The 18,102-nt window shown below is 46.3% G+C and carries 19 protein-coding genes and 1 other annotated feature; of the genes, 9 read left to right on the top strand and 10 right to left on the bottom strand.

From position 1 onward, the window contains the following. Window positions 1–38: 38 nt before the first annotated feature. The 4 genes from AB3N00_RS23960 to AB3N00_RS23975 form a co-directional block, all read right to left on the bottom strand. Window positions 39–2,015 (bottom strand): peptidoglycan D,D-transpeptidase FtsI family protein, encoded by a 1,977-nt coding sequence (locus tag AB3N00_RS23960; RefSeq protein WP_413036835.1) that lies wholly within the window; start codon window positions 2,013–2,015, stop codon window positions 39–41. Window positions 2,016–2,316: 301 nt separating this feature from the next. Further along, window positions 2,317–4,350 carry a peptidoglycan D,D-transpeptidase FtsI family protein gene (locus AB3N00_RS23965; protein ID WP_413036836.1) on the bottom strand — a complete coding sequence of 678 codons (2,034 nt, stop codon included), beginning with the start codon at window positions 4,348–4,350 and terminating at the stop codon, window positions 2,317–2,319. 106 nt (window positions 4,351–4,456) lie between these two features. After that, the gene (locus tag AB3N00_RS23970) at window positions 4,457–5,605 is read right to left on the bottom strand and encodes a transglutaminase domain-containing protein (RefSeq protein WP_413036837.1); all 1,149 of its coding nucleotides are present in this window, start codon (window positions 5,603–5,605) and stop codon (window positions 4,457–4,459) included. A gap of 18 nt (window positions 5,606–5,623) precedes the next feature. Then, window positions 5,624–6,079, bottom strand: a complete 456-nt coding sequence (locus AB3N00_RS23975; protein WP_413036838.1) for an ATPase — start codon at window positions 6,077–6,079, stop codon at window positions 5,624–5,626. A 217-nt stretch (window positions 6,080–6,296) separates the two neighbouring features. Between AB3N00_RS23975 and AB3N00_RS23980 the strand changes: the two genes are divergently transcribed. Next, window positions 6,297–7,478 carry an MFS transporter gene (locus AB3N00_RS23980; RefSeq protein WP_413036839.1) on the top strand — a complete coding sequence of 394 codons (1,182 nt, stop codon included), beginning with the start codon at window positions 6,297–6,299 and terminating at the stop codon, window positions 7,476–7,478. Between the two features lie 164 nt (window positions 7,479–7,642). After that, a complete protein-coding gene (locus tag AB3N00_RS23985; RefSeq protein ID WP_413036840.1) occupies window positions 7,643–7,990 on the top strand; it encodes a toprim domain-containing protein in 348 nt (115 codons plus the stop codon). A 91-nt stretch (window positions 7,991–8,081) separates the two neighbouring features. On the opposite strand, the gene AB3N00_RS23990 is transcribed toward AB3N00_RS23985, so the two are convergent. Further along, the gene (locus AB3N00_RS23990; protein WP_413036841.1) at window positions 8,082–8,693 is read right to left on the bottom strand and encodes an SCO family protein; all 612 of its coding nucleotides are present in this window, start codon (window positions 8,691–8,693) and stop codon (window positions 8,082–8,084) included. A 365-nt stretch (window positions 8,694–9,058) separates the two neighbouring features. Next, window positions 9,059–9,988: a heme o synthase gene (gene cyoE, locus AB3N00_RS23995; RefSeq protein WP_413036842.1), complete on the bottom strand. Its 930-nt coding sequence runs from the start codon at window positions 9,986–9,988 to the stop codon at window positions 9,059–9,061. A gap of 259 nt (window positions 9,989–10,247) precedes the next feature. Between cyoE and AB3N00_RS24000 the strand changes: the two genes are divergently transcribed. Next, window positions 10,248–11,228: a metal-dependent hydrolase gene (locus tag AB3N00_RS24000; protein WP_413036843.1), complete on the top strand. Its 981-nt coding sequence runs from the start codon at window positions 10,248–10,250 to the stop codon at window positions 11,226–11,228. A gap of 107 nt (window positions 11,229–11,335) precedes the next feature. On the opposite strand, the gene AB3N00_RS24005 is transcribed toward AB3N00_RS24000, so the two are convergent. Further along, window positions 11,336–11,554 (bottom strand): small, acid-soluble spore protein, alpha/beta type, encoded by a 219-nt coding sequence (locus AB3N00_RS24005; RefSeq protein WP_413036844.1) that lies wholly within the window; start codon window positions 11,552–11,554, stop codon window positions 11,336–11,338. Between the two features lie 118 nt (window positions 11,555–11,672). Here AB3N00_RS24005 and AB3N00_RS24010 point away from each other — a divergent pair, with 118 nt between their 5' ends. Then, complete coding sequence (locus tag AB3N00_RS24010; protein WP_175399206.1) at window positions 11,673–11,870, top strand: hypothetical protein; 198 nt, start codon at window positions 11,673–11,675, stop codon at window positions 11,868–11,870. A 113-nt stretch (window positions 11,871–11,983) separates the two neighbouring features. Here the strand turns inward: AB3N00_RS24010 and trpS are convergent, their stop codons facing one another. Next, window positions 11,984–12,976 carry a tryptophan--tRNA ligase gene (gene trpS / locus AB3N00_RS24015; protein WP_413036845.1) on the bottom strand — a complete coding sequence of 331 codons (993 nt, stop codon included), beginning with the start codon at window positions 12,974–12,976 and terminating at the stop codon, window positions 11,984–11,986. A gap of 80 nt (window positions 12,977–13,056) precedes the next feature. Further along, window positions 13,057–13,303, bottom strand: a binding site (T-box leader). 62 nt (window positions 13,304–13,365) lie between these two features. Between trpS and AB3N00_RS24020 the strand changes: the two genes are divergently transcribed. The 3 genes from AB3N00_RS24020 (at window position 13,366) to AB3N00_RS24030 (ending at window position 14,957) form a co-directional block, all read left to right on the top strand. Continuing rightward, window positions 13,366–13,548 carry a hypothetical protein gene (locus AB3N00_RS24020; RefSeq protein WP_175399204.1) on the top strand — a complete coding sequence of 61 codons (183 nt, stop codon included), beginning with the start codon at window positions 13,366–13,368 and terminating at the stop codon, window positions 13,546–13,548. Further along, entirely contained in the window at window positions 13,545–14,522 is a 978-nt protein-coding gene (locus tag AB3N00_RS24025; protein ID WP_413036846.1) for an aldose 1-epimerase, read from the top strand. The genes AB3N00_RS24020 and AB3N00_RS24025 overlap by 4 nt, the downstream gene beginning before the upstream one ends. Before the next feature lie 201 nt (window positions 14,523–14,723). Next, window positions 14,724–14,957: an alpha/beta-type small acid-soluble spore protein gene (locus AB3N00_RS24030; RefSeq protein WP_095292177.1), complete on the top strand. Its 234-nt coding sequence runs from the start codon at window positions 14,724–14,726 to the stop codon at window positions 14,955–14,957. Between the two features lie 76 nt (window positions 14,958–15,033). Here AB3N00_RS24030 and AB3N00_RS24035 read toward each other — a convergent pair whose 3' ends face one another. Together AB3N00_RS24035 and AB3N00_RS24040 are read right to left on the bottom strand one after the other, a co-directional pair. Next, complete coding sequence (locus AB3N00_RS24035) at window positions 15,034–15,447, bottom strand: O-methyltransferase (protein WP_413036847.1); 414 nt, start codon at window positions 15,445–15,447, stop codon at window positions 15,034–15,036. Between the two features lie 318 nt (window positions 15,448–15,765). After that, window positions 15,766–17,565: a M3 family oligoendopeptidase gene (locus AB3N00_RS24040; protein ID WP_413036848.1), complete on the bottom strand. Its 1,800-nt coding sequence runs from the start codon at window positions 17,563–17,565 to the stop codon at window positions 15,766–15,768. 130 nt (window positions 17,566–17,695) lie between these two features. On the opposite strand from AB3N00_RS24040, the gene AB3N00_RS24045 reads away from it, so the two are divergent. Both AB3N00_RS24045 and AB3N00_RS24050 read left to right on the top strand, forming a co-directional pair. Then, window positions 17,696–17,866 (top strand): YycC family protein, encoded by a 171-nt coding sequence (locus tag AB3N00_RS24045; protein ID WP_175399199.1) that lies wholly within the window; start codon window positions 17,696–17,698, stop codon window positions 17,864–17,866. Next, the gene (locus AB3N00_RS24050) at window positions 17,863–18,096 is read left to right on the top strand and encodes a hypothetical protein (protein ID WP_095292183.1); all 234 of its coding nucleotides are present in this window, start codon (window positions 17,863–17,865) and stop codon (window positions 18,094–18,096) included. Before AB3N00_RS24045 ends, AB3N00_RS24050 begins: the two co-directional genes overlap by 4 nt. Window positions 18,097–18,102: the final 6 nt, after the last annotated feature.

Consider the following 18,102-nt stretch of genomic DNA (forward strand, 5'->3'; position numbering starts at 1 on the left):
ACTCGCTTATTTGGGTATCTCTCCTCAAAAATCTTGTTTTACTCTTTGTCCTTCTCCTGATCTTTCTTCCCTTTTGGAGTTCCGTCCAGACCGTACACTTCATCGTATGCATCGAAGATTTTGCGTGCTATCGGAGACGCACTGACGGACCCGAATCCGCCTTCCGGGACAACAACCGCGATGGCCAGTTTCGGATTCTCACGCGGTGCAAATGCGATAAACACACCGTTTTCCTTCTTATTTGGTCCTGTCCCTTGCTCCGATGTACCTGTTTTACGAGCATAGTCATAAGGGAAGCCGTCAAACGAGCTCACTTTGGTGACCATGCCGCGGTGTACTTCATTCCAATATGCATCCGCAAAATCCACCTCGTTTAATACTTTGGGTTTGATTTTCTTAACCACGTTGCCCTCCGCGTCACGAATCTCCTTCACCAGATGAGGCTCCATTCGTTTGCCCTTATTGGCAAGCATTGTGGTATATTGCGCCAGTTGAAGCGTGGTGTACTTCGCTTGTTGACCAAACGAGGCAAACGCCAGACGTGTCAATGCGGATTCATCTTTATCTTTATATTCAAGTGTGCCGAGGTACTCACCTGGCAGATCCACACCTGTGGAGACACCCAAGCCGAAATCTTTCATGTTTTCGTCCCAGACGCGGATTCCTTCGTCCGAGCCGTATTTATTCAGCAACCGTTTACCCACCATATCAATCATAAAAGCATTGGAAGACTTCTCTATGGCGCGTCTTGCAGTGATATTACCATTATAGGCAGAGTGGGAGTTTCTCACCTGTCGCCCGTCTTTCCCCAGAATGGCATATCCCTGATCGGGATAGGTCTCTCCTGCTGTAAACAGGCCCTCTTTCAAACCAATAAGTACACTAAGAGGTTTGATGACGGAACCTAGCAGAACAACTGACTCTGCATGGCTGGGCTTGGAATCATTTGGCGGGAAGGAGGCAATCGTCCCATTACGGAAAACGTATTTGATCTTATCATAATCCCATTCATTCGGATCGTAGTCTGGCATACTCGCCATCGCTACTACATTGCCTGTATCCACTTCCATGGCAACCGCATACCCGGTAATGGCTTTGGGCAATTTACGCAGTTCATCTGTTATGGCCTGCTGAGCTGCCAGTTGGATTTCCTTGTTAATCGTTGATACCAGGCTGTATCCTTTCTCGGGTGGCGTCTGCACCATGGTCCCTTCCGGCAAATTCCTTGCGTTAATATCAATGGATTGGTAGCCACTACGTCCACGAAGTTCCTCTTGATATTGAAATTCCAATCCGTCAACTCCAACCATTTCTTGCTGAGTATAGCGAAGACCCGGATCACGTTCCGTTGCCAGCGACTTACTTATTTCTTTATACTTATCCAAATTATTTTGTTGACCCTTGAACTCTCTTGTGTAACCAATGACCTGAACAGCAACCCTGTCAGGATCGTATTTTCTTATATTTTCTTCCAGTACCATAGCACCTGGATAATCAGCCTTTTTTTCCATGAAATAGGCAATTTCTTTTGTGTTCAGATCGGATTTCACCAGTCTTGGTGTATACCCGTGCGCCTTTTGATAATCCAGATCGAGGCGTTTCATAATTTCCTCTGCATCCGGCTGTTCCTTGTCACCAGGGTTAAACTCCTTGAACACGGCAGCCAGATCATCTGCCAGTTTTTGAGCTTCTTCTTGTCGGGAACCGTTACTGTAGTCCTCATACAACAATACATACAGAGACTGCACAGGTTCAGAGTACGCTAACGCCACTTTCCCGGTGGCGTCATAGATCGGACCACGCACAGGTGCAAGAGGAATGTCTTTCGTATTACGAGACGTTTCCATATACGTCAATTCAGGTCCCTCGACAAACTGCACAAAGGCTAATCGGAAAATAAGAATACTGAAGATGACAAATGCCGCGAAAAAAAACATATTTATTCTTGCCGCTGACGGCTTGTTGACAACTGTATCCTCATCGGATGCTTTCTTGCTCCTCCATCGCTTAAACATGTGTAGGCGTCTCCGTTCTATATCAAATAATTAGTAACATTTTGAATTAACTCACAGCTCAAAAATTCTCCTATATAAGTTTATCAAAGGTTGATTAACACGTCTTCCTAATTTTGGTTACATTTTCGTAAACTAGAGATAACCCTTTCTCCATTGTTGACCTGGAATATTGTGTATCTATTCAATTTAATAAACGTGTCACACTCCTATGAAGTTACAGGTATTATGTAAATTTCTGTTCCATTCTTAACTCCATAAAGTAAAAAGAGGACCCAAAGGGCCCTCTCCTTAACGATATGAATTACTGCGTTGCTGCTTCATCTGTTTCTTCGGTTTTATCTTTCTTCGGAACACCGTCCAGACCGAACTCTTCGTCATACGCATCAAAGATCGCACGTGCAACCGGAGCCGCACTGTTGGAACCGAATCCACCTTCGGGGATGACCACGGCTACAGCCAGTTTTGGATTTTCCCGCGGCGCATAAGCAATAAATACCCCGTTGTCGACCAATTTCCCGCCGACTACCTGTGTTGAAGTACCTGTTTTTCTGGCAAAGTCATACGGGAAACCGCTAAATGCAGTAACCTCTGTGGCCATGCCTCGTTGAACCTCATTCCAGTATGCGTCATTGAAGTCGACCGTGCTCAAAACTTTCGGTTTCATTTTCTCAACAACATTACCCTCTGAATCACGGATTTCACTAACCAATTGCGGCTGCATCCGTTTTCCCTTGTTTGCCAGCATCGTTGTATATTGAGCAAGCTGCATGGCTGTATATTTCCCCTGTTGACCAAAGGAAGCATACACAAGACGAGTCAGGGAACTTTCCAGTTCATTGGTGTATTCTCTGTATCCAAGCCATTCGTTTGGCAAATCGATTCCGGTGGAAACGCCAAGGCCAAACTGCTTCATGTACTCGTCCCATTTATCGATCCCTTTGGCACCATATTGGGAGTATAATTTCTTACCGATTTCGTCAATCATGAACACGTTGGAAGAGTGACGGATCGCATCACGCGGACGCATCAGACCATAGACATGCCCTGAGGAGTTCTGTACTCTGCGGTTATCTCCACCGAACGTCGTTGAACCTCTGTCCGAATAGACCGTGTTCGTTGTAAAGAAGCCTTCCTTCAAGCCGATCAATACACTGAGTGGTTTGATCGTGGAACCAAGCAAAACAACCGATTCAGCCCGCTTTTTGGAATCATCCGGAGGGAAGGAACGAATGGTACCATTTTGGTATACATACTTGATGTCATCGTACTGATCGTTCGTAATACTCCCTGTTCTCCAGATATTCGTATCATAGTCCGGCATACTGGCGATCGATACGATTTTGCCTGTATCCACTTCCATCGCTACGGCAAAACCTGTTTTGGCATTGGGATGCAGCTTACCGGAAACCGGATGTGTATGCAGCCAGCTCAGTTGATCCAGAATTGCCTGCTCCGTCTTCACCTGCACGTTTTTGTTAATGCTCGTAATCAGGTCATACCCCTTCTCAGGTGGAGTGGAACCTGCCACGCCTTCTGGCAAATTCCGCAAATCCACATCAACGGAATTATAACCACTTTTACCACGAAGAATGTCCTGGTACTGCAGCTCAAGTCCGTCGAACCCGACAAACTCGTTTTCCGTGTATACCAGTCCCGGGTCGGTTTGCGTTTTGTTCGCTTCATCAACCTCTTTATATTTATCCAGTGTTTTGGAGCTTTTGAACTTTTTCAAATATCCGATGGTCTGAACAGCAACCGTATCCTCATCATAATAACGCACACTTTCTTCAACAATCTGAATCCCTGTGAATTCATCCTTGTGCTGCAGGAAATAAGCCACTTCTTCCTCGGATAGATCGCTCTTGATGAGACGTGGCATGAAGCCATTCGCCTTGCGGGAATTCAGGTCCATCGCTTCAATGATCTGATCAACGGTAAGGGACTCTGATTCCTTTGTTTTATACTGTTCAAACACATCATGCAGCCGGGTTGCAATATCCTGAGCTTCCGGGAAGTTTGGACTTGGTTGTCCGTTCACATCACCGTAGTTTTTGTATAGCGTCAGATATAGAGACTGAATCGGCTTGGAGTACGCCAGCTTCACCTCACCGGTCGAATCATAGATGGTTCCTCTCACCGGAGCGAGCGGGACATCCTTGGTAATATTGCTGGCTTCTTCTTGACTGAGCTCAGGCCCTTCCACAAATTGCAAAAACGCCAATCGTACAATAATAACGCTAAAAATAACAAAGGAAGCGAAGAAAAATACGTTCATCCGGTAACTGAAGCGCCGTTTGTCCGTAAGTTCATCCTTCTCTTTTGAATGATTGTTCATTCACCCTACCTCTTTCATGACTTGATGCATACCGCTCTGCGTAGTCTAGCCGCGGCATGATAACCTGGCAACGTCGTCATAATCCGGAACCCTGTCCGGTGTAATATTATGCTGTCTGATCTTTCAGATGGGTATCGGCAAAATTCGGAGGATTGAACCAGTCACCGCTCACCGCCCATGTCGGGTCAAGCGGAATCCAGCTCTGGGAATCACTCAAATAAATTTCATTCCATGCATGTGGGCCATATCCACCTTGACCGTTATATCCTAGGCCTGTAACGACCTTAACATCCAGTCCTTGTGAACGACCCATGACCGCATACAGACGAGCATAATCAATGCATACCCCTTTTCGGGTATCAAACGTGTTCTGCGGTGTCTGTTCATGCCATATGCCTTTTTGCTCATAATCATCCACTTTGCCGTAATCATATTGAATGCGGGAACCGACCCAATCATACAGGGCCCGTGCTTTCGCTTCATCCGTCGCTTGACCTTTCACAATCTCACTTGCCGCAGATTCGATATCTGCCGGAATATTGTGGTCAATGACTTCATACTTACGCTGCAAAATTCCGCCCAGTTCCTTTTGAACCGCTTGGGTAAATACCGGCAGCTTGTCCTTGATCAGATTACCGGATAACGGTTCGATCACGGATTTGGCCCCTTGCATATAGATCGGCGAAGCTTCCACATACCGGCTGAACATGCTTCCGGGATACAGGCTGACAATCATAAACAGAATGGCAATAACAATCATCCCGCGGGCTGAGCCGATGACGGCACCAATAACAGCCCCCATGAAGCGACTAACGATCCCTTTGGGACTGCTTGCCTGTTCTGCTGAATCATATCTCCTTCTGAAGAAGAGGGAAGAGAACAATCCAAGAATCATACGGATAAATCCATAGCTAAGCACAAATAACACGGCAAACCGCATCAGCGGAAAATCGGCAATCGCCGTAACCAACGTATAATACATCTGTTCCCAGCGGTTCAGATCCCGATTCGGCATGGCCGCGGCATGTGCAGACAACCACTGCTGCACGTACGGCGCAAGCCAAAGTGTCAATCCGATGGACAACAGAATGCCAATGACCGCCATAATACCATCCATCAGGAATCCAAAAAGTCTACCTGCGGAACGCGAAGCCCCTCTGGACCATCCCTGCAGCAATGAAGCAGCCACAATCAATAACAGCATAATCGTGATGCCATTGAACTCCTTCAGACTGTCCAGCCAACTCTGCAGCACGTATCCATTCCCCCTTTGCTAAGAAGCTGGTGCTGTTATATTTCCTTTGGCCTGATCGACAAAAGTACGTATCGTTTCATTGTCGAGATTCCATTCACCCAGTGAAATACCGCGGAAGGTCACATTGACTTTGTTCGATCCGGCAGAACCTTTAATTTCCACATTGGGACTCGTAATGGTAAATTGTCCATCCTGTCCTTTGGTGTAGGTTGCCTTCGAGGCCTCCTTCACCATCATGTTGGTTGCTTCCTTTTTCAACGTGTCCATCGTACTGGTCTGTACTTCGGAAACCGTCTGTTTGATTTGATCGATGGAGATGCCGCTGTATATCAACAGAGCCGCAATAATGATGATGGCAATCGCCCATTTCAATACGGTTTTGACCACATTCAGAACAAAGAACAAAATGATCAGCGCAACAACGATCACCAGCCAGTTCTGCATCACAAACTCTTTGATTACTTCTATGTTCATGATTACACCTTCCGTATTAGAGTTAAGAAATCACACTTCCCGAATATTATACATGATTTCCGAACCCGCTGTCAGCTAAGCACTCCCTTGTAAAAATAAAGGTCTAAGTTCGTCCCGTTGAACGTACAAGTAGTACCATGAGGTTTTGCATGAAGAACGGGGAGCACATTTTGACGACCTGGCATGAACATGCATCGTTTAACAAGGAGGGGCTTTTGTGAAAACGGCCATCTGGCTCTATCTATTTTTGTTTCTTGCTGTTTTTGATCTGCACGCCCAGTATCCCATCCTGACCCCATTTGCGATATCGCTCGGGGCTGCTCCCACCTTCATCGGGTGGATGATGGGCATCTACTCCTTGACACATCTTCCTGGTAATTTGATTGCCGGCACACAAATCGATAAACACGGCAGTCGGCGTTATATTGTGTTCAGTCTGCTCGGGGCCGGCATCATTTTGCTGCTGCAAGCCAATATTCACACCCCCTGGCAGCTGCTTGCACTTCGCTCCATCAGTGGATTTGTGCTTGCTTTTCTGTCTCCGGCCTGCCTAGCTCTGCTTGCACAGCTGTCGACCAACCCCGTCACGCAGGGCAAATATATGTCGGGACATGGTGTCGTGCATACGCTGGCGTCGGTCGTATCCCCTGCAGCAGGGGCTCTGATTGTTGGTGCTTTGGGATTTTCTGCTACCTTTGCGAGTCTCGGTTATCTGCTCATCTTGTCGGGAATGATTGCCTGGTTATCCATGCCAAAAGGGCTTGTCGATGTACAGCGTGAGAAGGAGACTGTTCCACCCAAGCCTTCTAACCTTGGCGGGAGCTCAAGCACATTTATTCCCGTCTCCTGGCGATACTTCGCGCTGCCGCTTGTCATTGCTTGTGCCCAAGGCATTCTGTTTTTTGAATTACCTCTTCGGGGCGGAGGACACGCGTCCATGATGTCTACCGGTTTGTTGTTTTCCATCATTAGTGTTGGGGCACTTCTCACCCTGAGCATGCTGTTTCTTAACCGCTATTCGCCCAAGCTGCGTTTAACTGCAGGCGTTCTGCTGATGTCCCTCTGCTTCTTCACACTCGCAGCCTTCCCGCAGATCCCACTGGCGGCTGTACTGTTTGTACTCGGGATGTCCAAAGGGATTACCTTCCCAGCCATGGCTACCCTGTTCATCCGTTTAAGTGGAGGAAGCAAGCTGGGGCGTATTTTCTCGCTGCAATCCATCGCCACCTCAATTGGTTCCTTCATCGGTCCAATCGCTGCTGGGCAATTACGCATGGGTGTCTCGCCGTATTTCATTGCATTCATTCTATTGATGGTTGGCATTCTGCTCCTTCCATACTTCACAAGCCGACGCGAAGCTTCCCTGTCTTCTACTGATCCGAACAGTGTTCTGGGTTAACGTCACAACGAGGATTGTGTTCCCTTTTGAATCGGGTGGTTTGGATTACCTTTGCTTTGCATCATTCCCCCATTTAAAGCTACACTATATATAATCCAGTCGATTTTCGCTGCAACATTTCCCGGGGAATGTCGACACTAGCTCTCGAACAAGAGGTGAATATGATGCCTATTCATGTCATTGTGGAAGGTAAAAATGACCGCAGCAAACTGAAGCGACTCGTTGGGCCTGAAATTAGCATATTATGTACATTTGGTACACTGAATTCGCTCAAGCTAGAGTCACTGCGCAAACAGGTTGGTTATGATGAAGTATATTTGTTTATGGATAATGACAGTTCAGGCAAAAAAATCAGAGGTGTGCTGCGGGACGCCTTTCCCGATGCGGTGCAGATGTATACAAGGCGAGGTTATGCCGGCGTGGAGGGAACGCCCGATGAATATATCATTGCCCAGTTGGAAAAGGCCGGTCTGGAAGAATATATTCAATACCCGGAACATCCTTCTTTTTAAAATCAACAAAACGCCAAAAAGGCTGCTTGCCGGTTCGTTCAACAACCTGGCGAGCAGCCTTTGCTATCCTTCTAATATGACTGAACAAGCATTATTCGTTGATTAGATTGCGGATATCCTCAGCAATTACTGCTGGTTCGACATCCTCAGTATTAAACGCGTTGTACACTTTGCGCAGCTGATTATTTTGATCCACTAGACCAATCATGTTCATATGTGCAAAATCTTCCTTGCTCTCACCTTCGATCAGGATTTGGAATGAATCCTTGGCGAGCTGTTTCGTTTTGTCCATATCCCCTCTTAGGAAATACCACCCGTCATAATCCGCGTGGAAGCGGTCCGCGAATTCCTTGATTTTCTCCTTCGTATCGACTTCAGGATCAAATGAAATCGAAACAAAGGAAGCATCCTTGCCGAATGTACCATCTTCCTTCAACAAATCCTGCACCTGTGACAACGTAAACGTCGTAATTGGACAAACATCCGGACAACTGGTGAAGTAAAAATAGAACAGACGCACCTTGCCCTTGGTATCATCAAGTGAGACGGTAGTTCCATCTACATTCTCCATGGAAAAGGATTGAATCTCCCGAATTTCGGGTAATTTCTCTTTGCTGGCAAACACGGTGCCCCACATGAGGTATACAGCCATAATCAGTGCGAGCCCCAGCAGCATCCAGGTCCATTTGTACTTTTTCAGCATCATCCTCGTCCTTTCTATACCTGACAATATGAATACGCATACATAACTTGCTTGAAGTTTAAGCGTTTTTATTCAGCATTTTGCATCATTCGATTCCACTCGCTCCGGGGTACAATATTTAGACGAATTAGATCATTTTGATCTATATATTGAAGATTGGAAGTCGCTTATTGGATTTATGCAAAATGCTCTATTACATGCCGGGGTGTCTGTCCATTAATTGTGAGGAAATAACCTGCTTCTTTTTCTTTGTACTGCATATGTATACGAAGAACCCCATCGACAATGGGACTCTACCATATTGTAACCGTTCTGGATGCAGATGCCCAAGCATTTATTTTGCACGTATACTGAACGTATTCCAGTTATTTATGAACGGTATCCAGAATCATCAGGATGAAGCTCAGAGACAGATAATTAATGGAGTAAAGGAATACCTTTTTGGCCCAGGCGTCCGTATTTTGTGTGCGGAAACCTTTGAGTGCATAGTACAACCACAGTACAGACAGAACCAGGGACACCGTCAAATAAAAAATACCGGCATAGCCATAAGCATACATCAGAATGGGGACAAAAATTTGCAAAACCAGATAAGGAATCATTTGAATTTTGGTTCGCTTAATGCCCTTTACAACTGGCAGGAGTGGAAATCCACCTGCCCGATAATCTTCAACCCGGCGAATGGCAAGCGCCCAAAAGTGCGGAGGCTGCCACAGAAACAACATGGCGAGAAGCAGCCATGCACCTAAGTCCAAACGTCCCGTTACTGCGACATAACCGATGACAGGCGGCATGGCACCTGACAAACCACCAATGGATGTGCTCCATGTCGAAGAACGTTTTAACCAGAGAGTGTAAATAATAACGTAGACAAACATGCCAAAAATACCGCATAGTCCGGCCAGTGTACCCGAAAAAACAAACAGAACGGTTAATCCCAACACGCCCAAAATAACGGCATAGGAAAGAACTACTTTGGGTGTTAAACGCCCTGTTGGCAGGGATCGGTTGCGGGTACGTTCCATTTTCAAATCAAGCTCGCGGTCAAAATAATTGTTAAACACACAGGAAGAAGCCATAACAAGCGCGGTTCCGAGCAAGGTTAGCAGCATCTTAACCATGTTGATATCCCACTGGGATGCCAGCCAAAAACCACCAAAAACAGCAATAAGATTGGTCCGGAGTATTCCCGGTTTGGTAATGTGAATAAAGTCTTTCCACGATCCCGACTTGGTCGGAGGCGAGGTTAATGTTGCGGAATCGGAAGAAGCCTGGTATCTCAACTGATTATCCACGCTTGGAAATCCCCCTTAATTCTCGTGTTTGGAGGTCTCTCTTTTTGCCTCCGATATAAAGTTTATCATAGGAAAATGGCAAAGAGTATGACAATGCTCGTACAAATGTCAGTCGAAATGGAAGTCTTATGACATCTTTTTTTGTTTTTTTGCAGTTTTTGCTTCAGGCCAGGCGGATAATATACACTATATATGGGTATCACCTAGATAGAGAATCAATAATATGATGAAATTGATCTACACCACAAAGGAGACGTTTATGGATACTTCTACACATTTTGTCATGGGTATCGGTTTGGCAGGCCTGGCTTATGTTGATCCTGTCGTGGCTTCCAGCCCCATGCTCGCTGCTGCGGTAATGGTGGGTACCATCGCAGGCTCCCAGGCCCCTGACATTGATACAGCGTTGCGTCTCAAAAGTAATTCACTGTACATTCGAAATCACCGGGGCATGTCCCATTCACCGCCTTTTCTCCTGCTGTGGGTTTTACTCATTACGGGGGTTATAGCGCTGATTTTCCCGGATGTTCCCATTGGACACGTCGCTTCCTGGACAGCTGTAGCTGTGGGTGTGCATGTCTTCACTGATCTGTTCAACACATATGGAACCCAGGCGGCAAGGCCATTTACAGAACGCTGGATTGCCTGGAACATCATTCATATTTTTGATCCGTTTCTGTTTACTTCGCATGTGGTCGCAATTTTGCTGTGGGCCTTTGATCTGGCAGCCCCTGCACCGTTGTTCGTTACACTGTATATCGTTATTGCTCTCTATTATGTATGGCGTATTGTTGCGCATGCCCAGGCTGTTGCCAAAGTGAAAAGACTGGATAACAACAAACCGGCACTTCGATATATCGTCATCCCAACGATATCCTGGAACCGCTGGCATGTGGTGAAGCATTTTGCAGATGACAGTTATGAAATCGGGAAAATGGATGGAGCGGAGCTGACATGGCATTTGCATGCCTCCTCTTCCACTCATGCAGCCGTAGCAGCCTCACGCAAATCACCTGAGGTAAATGCCTTTCTCTACTTCACTTCCTATGCGGTTGCAGAGGTAGAAGAGCTGCCAGCTGGATACAAAGTTCGCTGGGCGGACGTTCGTTATCGTCACCGCAAGCAGTATCCGTTTGTCGCCGTGGTCGTGATGGACCGAAATTTTGAAACCATTGATACGTATGTAGGCTGGTTAAGTGATGAGAAAATGGATAAAAAACTTTTATCCGCCCGCTCTTGACGGGAAGGACTGCGGAAGGCACAATCAGACATAGGAACTGTTGCGCGAAAAAACCCGGAGCGTTTCCGCTCCGGGCTTTTGTTTTGTTGCTGTCTTGTTATGATAAATTATTTGCCAGACCCAGCAAGAGACTGCTCAGCAAGTTGTACCAGACGTTTGGTGATGTAACCACCCAGAGATCCTGTTTCACGGGAAGTGTAGTTACCGTAGTAACCGTCTTGCGGGATTGTTACACCCAGTTCTTGTGCAGCTTCCATTTTCAATTGTTGCAGTGCTGCAATTGCTTGAGGTACCACCAAGTTGTTAGAACGAGATCCTTGAGCCATATTTAAAATCTCCTTTCAATCTGTGTCTGTAATGTATTGCAAGCTTGCAAGATTATTATGGCTCGCACGCTTCAGGTTATACGGAGATTCATTAAATTTGTGATGGAGGTTTTTCCCAATGAGTAAAGGTTTATCCTTATGGTTTGCATTCTCCTCGATTGTTTTGTTAACGGTTTCAGCGATATCAATTTCTTATAACGGCTGGCTGGCCTCGCTCCTGTTTATTCTGTCCATTGCCAATATCGGCTGGGGATTCGTTATTCGTGCCAAAAAGGAACGTCAGGAAGTACGCTCCACATCCGAATCGACATCCTGAACAGGAATCATCATCTTTCTATTCGAAACAACGAAGAGAGGAGCCATCGGCTCCTCTCTTCGTATTTAAACATTTTCCTAATGAAGTTTTCCACTAATCCCTATCTTTGATGCTTACACTGTACGTCTAGGAACAAATCCCATACGCTCTTTCACATCATGAAGAGTTTTGGCAGCGACCGTTTCCGCGCGGCGTGCTGAATTATCCAGAATCTCGGCCAATTCGCCGGACTCACGAATTTCGCGATAACGTTCCTGCAGCGGTTCAATCACGGATACGACCACTTCAGCCAGTTCTTTCTTGAACGGACCATACATCTTACCCTCATAACGTTCTGCCACTTCATTCAGGGTGATCCCTGCACATTCTGCATAGATACTCATCAGATTGCTGACCTCAGGCTTGTTAGCTGGGTCATAGACCACTTCACGACCAGAATCCGTTGTAGCCCGGCTGATCTTTTTGCGGATCACATCCGGTGGATCCAACAAAGCAATATAGCTGCCTGCATTAGGATTACTTTTACTCATTTTCGAAGAAGCGTCATCCAGAGACATCACGCGTGCTCCCACCTGTGGAATATAAGGATCCGGAATCGTAAAGTATTCTCCATAACGGTGGTTAAAACGACCTGCCAGGTCACGTGTGAGTTCCAAATGCTGTTTCTGGTCTTCGCCAACAGGTACAAGATCCGCATTGTACAGCAAAATGTCAGCAGCCATTAATGACGGATATACAAACAAACCCGCACCAACGGAGTCTTTGCCTGACGATTTGTCCTTGAACTGGGTCATCCGCTCAAGTTCCCCCATTGATGTCAGTGTGGTCATCAACCATCCGAGCTCCGCATGTTGGGGAACATGGGATTGCAGAAACACATTTGATTTGGACGGATCGATTCCCGCGGCTAAAAACAGAGCTGCCACCGCTTCGGACTGTTCACGCAGCGCAGCTGGCTCCTGAGCCACAGTTACTGCATGCAGATCCACTACCATGAAATGACATTGATAGTCATGCTGCAGCTTCACAAAGTTCTTGATTGCACCAATGTAGTTGCCCAGCGTGAGTTTACCGCTCGGCTGAATTCCAGACAATACCGTTTTCATATGTCGTACGCCCTCCTAATTTAACATTCAAATTTACCCGGTCCTTGAACTCTCCGCGGACGCAAAAAGGCCTCACATCCGCAAGGGACGTGAGACCGTGGTGCCACCCTTATTCGTGTTTTTCCATTGCGCAAAAACACCTTCATTTTCCCGTAACGTGGAATAGACGTCCCATTCTACTGAGGTTCGCTTGGTATATCACAAGCTTCACCTGTTCCAATCGGCACTCAAGGGCCCATTCGGTTAAGAGTTCACACCGGTTCGCATCACCCACCGGCTTTCTGAAGAGTTTTCTCCTGACGTACTTGTCCCTGTCATCGCTTTAGTTGAATTCATAAGTTATTGCTATCTGAATTCCATCTTAATGCGCTTCACGCAGATTGTCAAAAATGGAATCAGCTTTTTTTACCCACCAAGCCGAAATCTGTTATGATGGAATTGCTTATCCTGTTTCAGCCCTCGATCTGAAGGCTGTATGGGATTGCTGGCATGTACTCAATGACACGCCTGCGGCGGAACATGACAAGCCGCCTGCAGACAGATTTCAAGTGGGAAAAGGAGCATCGATATGAAACAAGTGACCAAAGGCCAATGGAATGGTTACGACACGTATATCCTACATAGCCGTGAATTGGAGATCACCCTGCTGCCGCGTCTAGGAAATAATATCATCTCGATTCGTGATCTGGTACAGGATCGTGATGTCGTTCGCAGTCCTGAAGAAGATGAGTTAGCATTTTATCTGCAGAAACCATATCACTTCGGCGTTCCGCTTCTGGTTCCGCCAGGGCGCATTCATCGCGGACGCTTCGAGTACGAAGGAGTTAAATACCAGTTCGATCAGAATACGGCAAATGACAATCATATTCACGGCCTCCATCGAACCCAATCCTGGTGTGTCAGCGACATTGAAGAAGATGAAGAAGGCTGTGCCATTACTACCGAATTGCTGACTGCAAATGAAGAGCACTGGATGGCGCAATTTCCGGTGCCACTGAAACTCGAAATGACGTTCAGACTGCAAAATTCCGTGCTGAGCCAGCGTCTTCGTGTCACCAACCTGGGGTCCACTCCCGCTCCGTTTGGAATGGGATATCATACATGGTTCCTGCTAGACGGCAAGCCTGCCGAATGGACACTGCAATTGCCTGTCTCAGGCGTATACGCTCAGAACGAAGAACAACTGCCTACGGGCGAGCTTGAACTTCTTGGTGAATGGGAATCCTTAAACGAAGGAATGAATATGCAGGGACGCAATTGGGATACGATCCTCAAAGCAGCTGAGGGTCAGGCGGCTACTGCAACACTTCGTCGTCAAGATGGATATGTGCTGAACTATTCAGCAGATGAACAGTATTTTAAGCACTGGGTTCTCTTTACCAAAGGTGAATCCGATCAGTTTCTGTGCATTGAGCCCTACACTTGGCTCTCGGATGCCCCGAATCTTCCTCTGACGGACAAACAAACCGGGTTAATTCGTCTGGAACCTGAACAGCCTGTTGAGCTTCTCACCCGTATTGAGGTTGTAGCTCCTGCTGCCGAGTAGTAACTTTTAAATCTTATATGAGTATTGCATTGGAACACTCATAATATTTACCTTATAAACAATGTAGCCGATCCTGTCTGGATCGGCTTTTTCATGTTATTCCGCCATTCTAAATCCCAATTTTTCCCTTACGCCATATCACGTATATTTCCCCATTCTCTAACCATACTAACATCACCAAGCCATAAGGAGGTGACACACATGTACGGAGGTCAAAACAGAGGTAGCGGAAGCCGTTCTAATAACCTGGTTGTTCCTCAAGCAAACGCAGCATTGCAACAATTGAAAATGGAAGCTGCGCAAGAGCTGGGTGTAACAATTCCACAAGACGGATACTATGGTAACTACACTTCCCGTGAGACAGGTTCTCTGGGTGGATACATTACTAAACGTCTGGTACAAATCGCTGAGCAACAATTGTCTGGTCGTTCTTAAGCTAGGACTAATGCTTGGATGATTTGAAGCCAAAGCGGCCTTCTCCGGAAGCGCCGCTTTTGGCATGTCTGGACGATTAAGATGTCGATTCCATTCCGGATTCCATGTATGTATTTGTTCTAGGGTAACGAATCATAAGATTAGCCATGTTGTAATTCGATTCCATCGTAGCATCCACCAAAATCATGCCCTGCCTTACTGTAAAGTCATACGAAATCTCCCCATGGGTCCAGTTCCGCTTAAATTTCAGCGTTTCAAGCGCCATAACGCGGAATGAGGATCGCTGGCTTTCACTTAAGCCCTGATCTTCCACCTCCATCTGTCCATCCCGTCCAGTTATCGGATTATGTCGAATACCGAACTTTCCAATTACATTATTGCGTATTTGCACAAAAACAACACCTGAGTCCAACCCTGCTAATTCCTTATCAAGCTCTTTAAACACTAAATCCAACTGTCGTGCCAATGAAAGCTGGTCAATTTTCACCATTACGCTCCTCCTTTATGCACTTCGTCCTATAAAACAAGGACTTACGACTCATTATATGACAACATATATACTCATTCAACAAAACTAAACAAACTTGGGTATTTATTACTATAATTTGCACAATTAATTGCCAATCTCCTGCTTTAAAACGAGTCAATCCTCTATAATACGACAAAATATTCGAATCCAAATAATTATCAGTACAACCAAAGAGAGCTGCATTCACATGTCGGTTAACACGTGATGCAGCTCTCTTTTTCATGTAACAGAGTATTATTCAACTCGATTAAAATGATTGGGTATTGTTTCCTGCATTTGTCACTTGGCGGCTGCGGTCATTTCAAGGAATTGTTCAATATCGGCAATAACCAAATCCGCAGCATTTTGCCAGAACTCAGGTTGTGTCAGATCTGTGCCCAGATGTTTCTGTGCAAGCTCTTCTACAGTCATTCGTCCGGTATCCCGCAGCAAATCGTCGTATTTATCTGCGAAAGCTGTACCTTCCTGCTGCGCTCTGGCGTATAAGCCTGCACTAAACATGTATCCGAATGTATATGGGAAGTTGTAGAACGGTACACCCGTCAAGTAAAAGTGCAGTTTGGATGCCCAGAAATGAGGGTGATCCGATGCAAGTACACCACAGAATGCTTCCTGCTGAGCTTCTACCATTAATTTGGAAAGCTCATCTGCATTCACCAAGCCTTTTTTGCGTTGTTCATAGAACCGATTCTCAAACAGGAATCTGGCATGGATATTCATGAAGAAAGCAACGCTGCGCTGAATCTTATCTTCCAGCAGAGCCAGCTTTTCCTGTTCATCGGTCGCAGACTGCACCAATGCATCGGCGACGATTAGCTCGGCAAACGTAGAAGCGGTCTCCGCCACATTCATGGCATAACGTTGATTCAGTGCAGGAAGTTCTTCCATAATATGCTGATGATAGCCATGACCCAGCTCATGAGCAAGTGTAGACACGTTCGACGGCGTTCCGGAGAACGTCATGAAAATGCGGGTAGCTTTGCTGAGCGGCAATGAAGTACAGAATCCACCTGGACGCTTGCCTGGACGGTCTTCGGCTTCAATCCACCGTTTCTCGAATGCCATCTCGGCAAATTTCGAGAGCTTAGGGCTGAATTTTGCAAATTGTTCAACAATATTGATTGCAGCCTCATCATATGTTACTTTACCACCCGATTTGCCTACAGGTGCATCGATATCACTCCAGCTGAGCTTATCCACACCAAGCAGCTTTGCCTTACGTTCCAGATACTTTACAAGTGCTGGCTTAGCCCCGTTAATGACATCCCACATCGTATCCAGCGTCTGGCGTGACATCCGGTTGATCGCTAGCGGTTCTTTCAGAATGTCGTCCCAGCCACGATTCTCATATAACTTGAGACGGAATCCGGCAAGGTGATTTAGTGTGTCAGCACAGAAGTCTTCAACGTCCGTCCAAGCCTGCTCCCAGCTCGCAAATACCGTTTCACGTACATCGCGGTCACTGTCGCTCAGCTTGTTGGCAGCCTGTCCTGCAGACAGCATGATTGTCTCACCATTTTGTTCAAACGGAATGTTCACCTTGCTGACGATCGTATTATAGAACTTGCCCCAACCATGGTAGCCATCCACGCCCAGATCCAGTGCAAGACCTTCTAATTCAGGGGACAGTTTCTCACGAGCCTGAGTACGGCTCTCGTTCAGTACAAAAGCCAGAGGCTTGATCTCTTCACGTGCCATCCATTTCTCCCATACGTCATCTGCCGTCTGGCTGAGGAGATTGTCAAACCGGGACTTGCTGCTGTTCAGCATAGCCGCGAGTGAACTAATGGAGCCTTGCAGCTGCGTAGCCTTCTTATCCTTCTGATTTTGCGACGAAAGACAAGACACAAACGCAGAGCCTTCCGAAATGCGAATATAACAGCTTTGCAGCAATTCCAAGATCGCGTCGAACGCGTGAGTTTCTTCAACGGTTTTTGGTGCAGAGGTTTCGATCAAAAGAGCTTGCAGTTTACGTACATCCTGTTCGAGCTCAATCAAGTACGCCGCGAAGGATTCGGAGGAAGAACCTCCACTAAAAATGGACTCCAGATCCCAAACAGGTTTTAATGGTGTTTTCATTTAATAAGGCACCTCTCTTTTTTGGATTCAAGGATTCAAACGAAAAGACTTCAATTAAAACTGGTTTTATGAGTGCTCTATCTCTATACTAGAGAAATAGTTCAAGCCATTTTTTCAGGAGGTAAATGTGATGAAACCTTTACAAATATCGGCTGACACAGCCGTCAAATTAGCAGAATCCCTTGGCGTACCCCTTGAGCATCTGATGCACATGCCCCAGCACATCCTGCTGCAGAAGATTGCCGAATTGGCCAAAGAAGAAGCATCCAAATCAACTCCTGCGGAAGGCGAACAGGAATGATTCCTTTTGAGAACAGCTGGCCCTATGATATTGTCATGGGGGACATTTATGTACAGCAATGCCCGTTCTGCCAAGCAAGCAATGTGCTGCTGCCCCTCAAACCGAGAGAGCTTGTACGCATTCGTGAAGGCAAAAAGAAATTGCTGGTCTTTCCTTGTTGTAACGGCAGTATGACCGTTATTGATAACGACAGTGATTATCTGCTATCCAGTAAGCCTGTCCGCAAATAATTGGAT

Origin of the sequence: Paenibacillus xylanilyticus, from assembly GCF_047246825.1 — a bacterium.
Classification (GTDB): Bacteria; Bacillota; Bacilli; order Paenibacillales; family Paenibacillaceae; genus Paenibacillus; species Paenibacillus xylanilyticus_B.

Coding starts and splice junctions, on each gene's coding strand:
- AB3N00_RS23960 (WP_413036835.1), bottom strand. CDS start 2,015: ATGTTTAAGCGATGGAGGAGCAAGAAAGCATCCGATGAGGATACAGTT.
- AB3N00_RS23965 (WP_413036836.1), bottom strand. CDS start 4,350: ATGAACAATCATTCAAAAGAGAAGGATGAACTTACGGACAAACGGCGC.
- AB3N00_RS23975 (WP_413036838.1), bottom strand. CDS start 6,079: ATGAACATAGAAGTAATCAAAGAGTTTGTGATGCAGAACTGGCTGGTG.
- AB3N00_RS23985 (WP_413036840.1), top strand. CDS start 7,643: ATGCCTATTCATGTCATTGTGGAAGGTAAAAATGACCGCAGCAAACTG.
- AB3N00_RS23990 (WP_413036841.1), bottom strand. CDS start 8,693: ATGCTGAAAAAGTACAAATGGACCTGGATGCTGCTGGGGCTCGCACTG.
- AB3N00_RS24000 (WP_413036843.1), top strand. CDS start 10,248: ATGGATACTTCTACACATTTTGTCATGGGTATCGGTTTGGCAGGCCTG.
- AB3N00_RS24005 (WP_413036844.1), bottom strand. CDS start 11,554: ATGGCTCAAGGATCTCGTTCTAACAACTTGGTGGTACCTCAAGCAATT.
- AB3N00_RS24010 (WP_175399206.1), top strand. CDS start 11,673: ATGAGTAAAGGTTTATCCTTATGGTTTGCATTCTCCTCGATTGTTTTG.
- trpS (WP_413036845.1), bottom strand. CDS start 12,976: ATGAAAACGGTATTGTCTGGAATTCAGCCGAGCGGTAAACTCACGCTG.
- AB3N00_RS24020 (WP_175399204.1), top strand. CDS start 13,366: ATGGAATCAGCTTTTTTTACCCACCAAGCCGAAATCTGTTATGATGGA.
- AB3N00_RS24025 (WP_413036846.1), top strand. CDS start 13,545: ATGAAACAAGTGACCAAAGGCCAATGGAATGGTTACGACACGTATATC.
- AB3N00_RS24030 (WP_095292177.1), top strand. CDS start 14,724: ATGTACGGAGGTCAAAACAGAGGTAGCGGAAGCCGTTCTAATAACCTG.
- AB3N00_RS24035 (WP_413036847.1), bottom strand. CDS start 15,447: ATGGTGAAAATTGACCAGCTTTCATTGGCACGACAGTTGGATTTAGTG.
- AB3N00_RS24040 (WP_413036848.1), bottom strand. CDS start 17,565: ATGAAAACACCATTAAAACCTGTTTGGGATCTGGAGTCCATTTTTAGT.
- AB3N00_RS24045 (WP_175399199.1), top strand. CDS start 17,696: ATGAAACCTTTACAAATATCGGCTGACACAGCCGTCAAATTAGCAGAA.
- AB3N00_RS24050 (WP_095292183.1), top strand. CDS start 17,863: ATGATTCCTTTTGAGAACAGCTGGCCCTATGATATTGTCATGGGGGAC.